This window comes from Castellaniella sp. (assembly GCF_049673105.1).
Taxonomy (GTDB): domain Bacteria; phylum Pseudomonadota; class Gammaproteobacteria; order Burkholderiales; family Burkholderiaceae_B; genus Castellaniella.
Map to the genome: position 1 here is coordinate 78,723 of NZ_JBATXG010000005.1, position 6,288 is coordinate 85,010.

Genomic DNA, 6,288 nt, shown 5'->3' on the forward strand with positions numbered 1-6,288 from the left:
AACTTGTACCTTTGTTTTGCAAATCAAACTGTTGCCGTAGGTGGCCCGTTACGATTTCAGGGTTTCTACCTAAACAGGAGCCTGTTCGTATTGTCGTTTCCGCCAATATGGTGTCCAGGCTGGGCCTCTCTAGGATGGTCTCGTAGCTGACGCGCGAACGCGTCTTGTGTTCTCACGATCGGCTCGGAGCCTCTCGGGAGAACCATCATGGCTGCTGATACCGTCCTGATCACCCAAATCACAGGCAGAGCCTGGATGCGCACTGCCGATGGCGAGCTCATTGCGCTGCACCAGGGCATGCGCGTGCCCGCCGATGCGCACATCCTGACGGATGAAGGCGCCAGTGTCACCCTGCAGGCGACCGGTGTGCCGCCAGTGATCGTCGGTCAGAACACCGACATCCTGGTATCAGATGACCTCGCTCAGGCCCAGCCCCTGGCAGTCGATCACGCCGTAACGCCGCCGACCGACGGCATCGCCGACCAGGTCCTGGCGGCGCTGGATGCCGGGCAGGACCCATTCGGTGTTCTGGATCCGACGGCGGCGGTGCTGACGGGGGGCGAGGGCGGCGGTTCCAGTTTCACTCGGCTGGCTGCCATCACGGAAACCGTCACACCTCTGGATCTGTCCTACCCGCGCCAAGGGCTGGAAACCCCGGAATTCGTCCTCTTGGGCGGGGCGCCCGACCTTGCCGCAAGCACTGCGCCTGAAGCGCCTGTGCCAGCGGCGCCCACCCTGACGATCCCCGATGAAAATACGCATCCCGGCGGGGACGGCGAGGGCGGCCCGCTGCCGCCGGTCAACCTGCCCGGCACCATCAATCTGGTCGAAACGCAGACCCTGTCCAGCGGCGACCCAGGCGTGGGAGGGACCATTCTGTTTTCCGCCCCGGCCGGTCTGTCCGGCATCCATTTCACGTTCACCAATGAATCAGGTGTGCCGCAGCCCCTGGACGTCACCCAGGGCATGCTGGATGCTCTGACGAGTCCGGGCGCCAGCCCCATCGTGCTGGACACTCAGAAAGGCCTGCTGCACCTGGACGGCTACAACCCGGCGACCGGCGCCATCCATTACACCTATTGGTCCGATGGTCCGCAGGACCATACGGGCGCCTCGACCGATCCGGCTTTCGGCGGCGCGCCCGGCACGGATGATTATGTCATGGACGGCATCCAGGTTGTCGTGACGGACGATCTGGGGCGATCCACCACGCCGCCGCAGACTCTGTCCGTTGCCATCACAGACACGGTCCCCGCGCCGGAAGCGGACGCCAGCAGCGTCACCGAAGACACGGCCCTGTCGGCCACCGGTAACGTGATTTCCGGCGTCGGTAGCAGCGACCCCGCAGCCGCCGCAGACTATGCCTATGACCAGCCCGTGCATGTCGTCGGCATCCAGTGGCAGGGCGACACCAGCGCGGGCAGCTGGCTGCCGGCCGCCGCCGCCGATCACTCGGTCGATGCCACCACGCCTGGCGCTACCACCACGATACATGGTCAGTACGGCGACCTGCTGATCGATGCCCAGGGCGGCTATACGTACACCCTGGCGGTCGAAGGCGATGCCTTGGATCGTTACGCGACCGTTCAGGCCCTGGGTGTGGATTCGCATCCCACCGAGACTTTCGTCTATCAGCTGCGCGATGAGGACGGCGATATCCGGTCCACCACACTGACGATCACCATCAACGGCGCCAATGACGTGCCGACTGTGACCTTCGACTGCAATGGCCGCGATCAGAAGGCGGTGGTGTCCGAAGAGGGTCTGCTCCTGTCGGGTGGCAATTACGACAACGGCATCCCGGGGCACGGCCTGAACCAGCCTAGCGGAGATCAGACCAATCAGACTGCGGATTCCGGGCATTTCCAGATCGCCGATCCGGACACGGATCTGTCCGGCGTCACCGTGGCCTTTGGCAGCCCTGGCGCTACCGCGCTCAGCGTCGTGTGGAATCCCGCCTATGGTTCGGACCAGCCCGTTCTGCTGACATCGCACGGGCAGCTCGTCCAGTGGGTGACCAGCGGCAGCCTGGCCACGCATGACTACGCCCTGATCGGGACCGTCGCAGACGCGACCGTCCCGGGCGGCGTGCGCACCGTGCTGGAAGTCCATCTGGCCCAGGGATCCACACCCGGCGACTACAGCTATACCGTGGACCTGAAAAGCGCCCTCGACCACCCAATCACGACGAACGCCGCCGAAGACGTCCTGAATCTGAACATCCCTCTGGTGGTGGATGACGGCCAGGGCGGCGTCACGTCCAGCCACATCACCGTGCGGGTGGAGGACGACAGCCCGTACATCCAGGATCCCCAGGAACAGGGCGCCGCCACGGCGGAGCACATCCCGGACGTGTACGTCGGCACGGTCGATTTTTCCGGTGATTCGTCCGGCGCGTCGCTGAGCTTCGATCATGGGGCCATCCTGGTCACCGGGCAGGGGTTCGAGTCCGGCACGGATCCGACCCTGACGGTCGCCACTGTCGTGCAGACAGGCGGCGGCCTGGGGATCGGCAGCCCGGGCGAATCGTATTTTCCCCTGCCGGGTGAAATCGACTACCGCAACTATCATGATCAGCCGGGCGCATCCGAAACCCTGACCGTCGCCCTGCAGGACGGCAAGGTCGCCTACAGCGCCCACGTGGAGTTTTCCAAGATGTTCGGCGGCGAACTGGAAGCCGGCGTCGTGGAATTCTGGCGGGGCGGGACCAAGGTCGGCGAACAGGCGTTCAATTCCGATGCCGCATCCGGGAATTACGCGGCGGATTTCAATGCCGACGGCTTCGGAGGGTTCGACACATTGGTGTTTCGCGCCACCAGCAACGGCAACACCAATTTTTCCGACAACAGCGATTTCGCCGTCAAGAGCATCACGTTTGGCGGATCGGAACTGCCGCAGGCGATCGCCTACGGCACTGGCGACCTGTCGTACCAGTATGGCGCCGACGGCGCCGGCACGGTGCACTGGAATGCGCCGACGACCGCGGTGTACGTAAATGGCCAGGCGGTCACTGTCACACCCGACAGCCATGGCACCACCCTGACCGGCATGGCCGGCGGCGTCCTGGCGTTTCAGTTGATCCTGACGCCGGCCACGGGGCAATGGGAATTTTATGAATACAAACCACTGACCGATGCCTCGGGCGGGGCACTGATTGGCCTGCCGTTTTCCTATACCGTGACTGACGCGGACAAGGATCCAGCCGTGGGCAAGCTGCAGATCGGCCTGCCGGAAGCGCCGACGGTGGACGTGCCGGACACCAATGGCCAGATGGGCGGCGAACTGAGCGTGGTCGAACACGACGGCGCCGTCTCGGGTTCCTTCGCCATCGTGGCCCACGGCACGGGCCTGACCCTGGATATTCAGGAGACGGGCGGTGCGCACCATACCGTTGACCTGGCCAGCCTGCAGGGTGGGACCGATCAGGTCATCAATCTGGACGATGGCAGCGTCATGACGCTGACCGGTTACACGCCCAGCGGATCGGGGGGCGGAACGGTCTCCTATTCCTACCAGTCCAACCAGGCGCGCGACCATTCGGCGGGTGACGACAGCGTGCTGGATCATCTCGTCATCACGGCGCACGATTCGCAAGGGACCGGCGCGGGCAATCTGGACGTCCTGATCCAGGATACCCAGCCTAACCTGGCCCCCATCACGCAGACCGTGGCGGTCGGCTCTGGCGGGGTCAACATCATGCTGGTGCTGGACCGGTCCGGCAGCATGGATGAGGACAGCAGCATTCCCGGCAAGACCCGGATGGAGGCTCTGAAGGAGGCCCTGGATCACCTGTTCGATGCCTATCAGGATTCCGGCCAGGATGTCCGCGTCATGGTGGTGGGTTTCTCGTCCCATGCATCTGTCCTGGGTGACCAGACCTGGATGACGCTGGCCGATGCCCGGACAGTCGTCCAGAACCTCAGCGCTGGCGGCAACACCAATTACGACGACGCCCTGGACAAGGCTGAAGATCATTGGACAGATTCCGGCAAGCTGACGGGTTCAAACGTCGACAACGTCGCCTACTTCTTCTCGGATGGCGAACCCAACGAGCCCTCTGGGTCTGCAGGCATCAATTCCACCGAGCAATCGACCTGGGAAACTTTCCTGACCAGCCACAGCATCGATTCCTACGCCATCGGCCTGGGCGACGGCGCCCATGTCAGCAGTCTGCAGCCGATCGGTTACGATCCGGCGGCGGCCACGCATCCCGACGATCAGAACACCATCCGGGTCACGGATTACAGCCAGCTCAACAGCACGGTGCTGGATCTGGTGCATATCCCGGTCAGTGGCGACGTGACGGCAGGCGACACCCTGATCGGCGCCGATATCGCCGGGTCTTACATCGAATCGGTGACGGTGGATGGCCATACCTATACCTACGCCCACGATGGCGGCGTCACCACCACGGCCCCAGCAGCCGACTGGTTCTTCGATACGAATACCGACAAACTGACCATCCATGCCACAGGGGGTACATTCATCTTTGATCTGCAGGGCACTGAGCTGGGGCATTATAGCTATGTCGCCAGCCAGACCGGTACGGAAGTCGTGCAATACACCCTGCATGACGGCGACAACGATCAGCAGACGTCGACCATCACCTTCAATGCCGTCGCGGATGTGCCCATCGCCACGCAGGCGGCCAACGTCACCCTGTTGTCCATCGACAATTCCGCCAACTCCGACAGGACCCTGCATGGCGCAGTGGCCGATCCGAACGGGAAGGACGTGCTGGACGTCAGTCAGTTATTGCAGGGGCATGGCAGCGACCTGACCCAGTATCTGAGCACTCAGGGTGATAGCGCCAACCACACCACTACAGTCAATATCAGCACCGCCGGGAATGTCGGGACCGGCCATGACCAGCAGGTCGTCATCGACAACGTGGACCTGAGCGCCGGCGTTACGGATCAGACGACCTTGATCAACAATATGATCAGCGACGGCAAACTGAAGGTGGACCACAGCTGAAAACGCTGTGCAGCTTGAGCGTGATCCTGCGGCCCCTGCGGGGGCCGCAGGCGCTGAACATCAGATTACGGGTTTTCCCCTAGACAAACCTTTCACATACTGGCTGACCCGACAATAGGCGACATTCTCTTACATCGGTAGCATTCTTCCTCATGATTGCCTTCATGGCGTTAAGGCGTCCTGGCAGGCAAGACCAAATTCACACATGGGGAACCCACATGGCTACCGATACCGTCCTGATCACCCAAGTCACTGGCAAAGCCTGGCTGCGCAACGCCGATGGTCAACTGATCGCGCTGCACGAAGGCATGCGCGTACCGGTCGACGCACATATCCTGACGGACAGCGGCGCTAGCGTCACCCTGCAGGCCACCGGCGTGCCGCCGGTCATCGTTGGTCAGAACACCGATATGCTGGTGACGGCAGACCTGGCCCAGGCGCAGCCTCAGCCAGTCGATAACGCGGTTGCCACCCCGACTGATACGGTGGCGGACCAAGTGTTGGCGGCCTTGGATGCAGGGCAGGACCCGTTCAATATTCTGGATCCCACCGCAGCGGTGCTGACCGGTGGCGGCGGTGGCGGATCGTCCTTCACGCGTCTGTCCAGCGTCGTGGAAACGGTATCCCCCCTGGGTCTGGCCTATCCGCGTCCGGGCGTGGAAACGCCGGAATTCGTGCAGTTGGGTGGTGCGGCGCCGGCGGATGATGGGGGTGCGGCGGCTGCGTTGCCTCCTGCGCCGACCATCGATATCCCCGATACGAATAACGAACCGACAGCAACCCCAGGGAATTTCAATATTTCCGAAGCAGACACCACTGTAGGTGTGCCGGGCACTTTCACCATCTCTGCGGCAGGTGGTCTGCAGGCTTTGGTATTCAATTTCACACAAGAAAGTGGGATCGCTGGCGGGGCTGCTGCACCTGCAGCGGATGCCCAATCGGTGACGCTGGCTCAGTTGCTGGCGTCTTCTGGCACTCCGATCGAGATCAATACAGATCGTGGTCTTCTGGTGATCAATGGCTATAACCCCAGCACCGGAGCCGTCAGCTATCGCTATGTGTCTGATGGTTGGCAGGATCATCAACAGGGTGATGGCAATTCGGTGTTGGATAACATCGGTGTGACTGTGGTGGATAGCCAAGGAAGAGTAGCAACTTCGGAATTGGTGGCGAACATCACCGATACGCAGCCGGTGGCGGTGGGCGAGAGCCACACGATAGTGGAGGACAGCGGCAGCTACACGGTGGGCGGCGATGCGCTGGTCAACGACACGGCGTTTGATGGTCCGGTGGCCTTTGGTGGCTGGACGA

General features: G+C 62.5%; 2 protein-coding genes. Both read left to right on the forward strand.

The window, feature by feature from the left end:
- Positions 1–207: 207 nt before the first annotated feature.
- The gene (locus WBF69_RS01355) at positions 208–4,977 is read left to right on the forward strand and encodes a retention module-containing protein (protein ID WP_424260432.1); all 4,770 of its coding nucleotides are present in this window, start codon (positions 208–210) and stop codon (positions 4,975–4,977) included.
- 218 nt (positions 4,978–5,195) lie between these two features.
- Positions 5,196–6,288 (forward strand): retention module-containing protein (locus WBF69_RS01360; RefSeq protein WP_424260434.1); only part of this gene is annotated, 1,093 nt, incomplete at its 3' end.

Coding starts and splice junctions, on each gene's coding strand:
- WBF69_RS01355 (WP_424260432.1), top strand. CDS start 208: ATGGCTGCTGATACCGTCCTGATCACCCAAATCACAGGCAGAGCCTGG.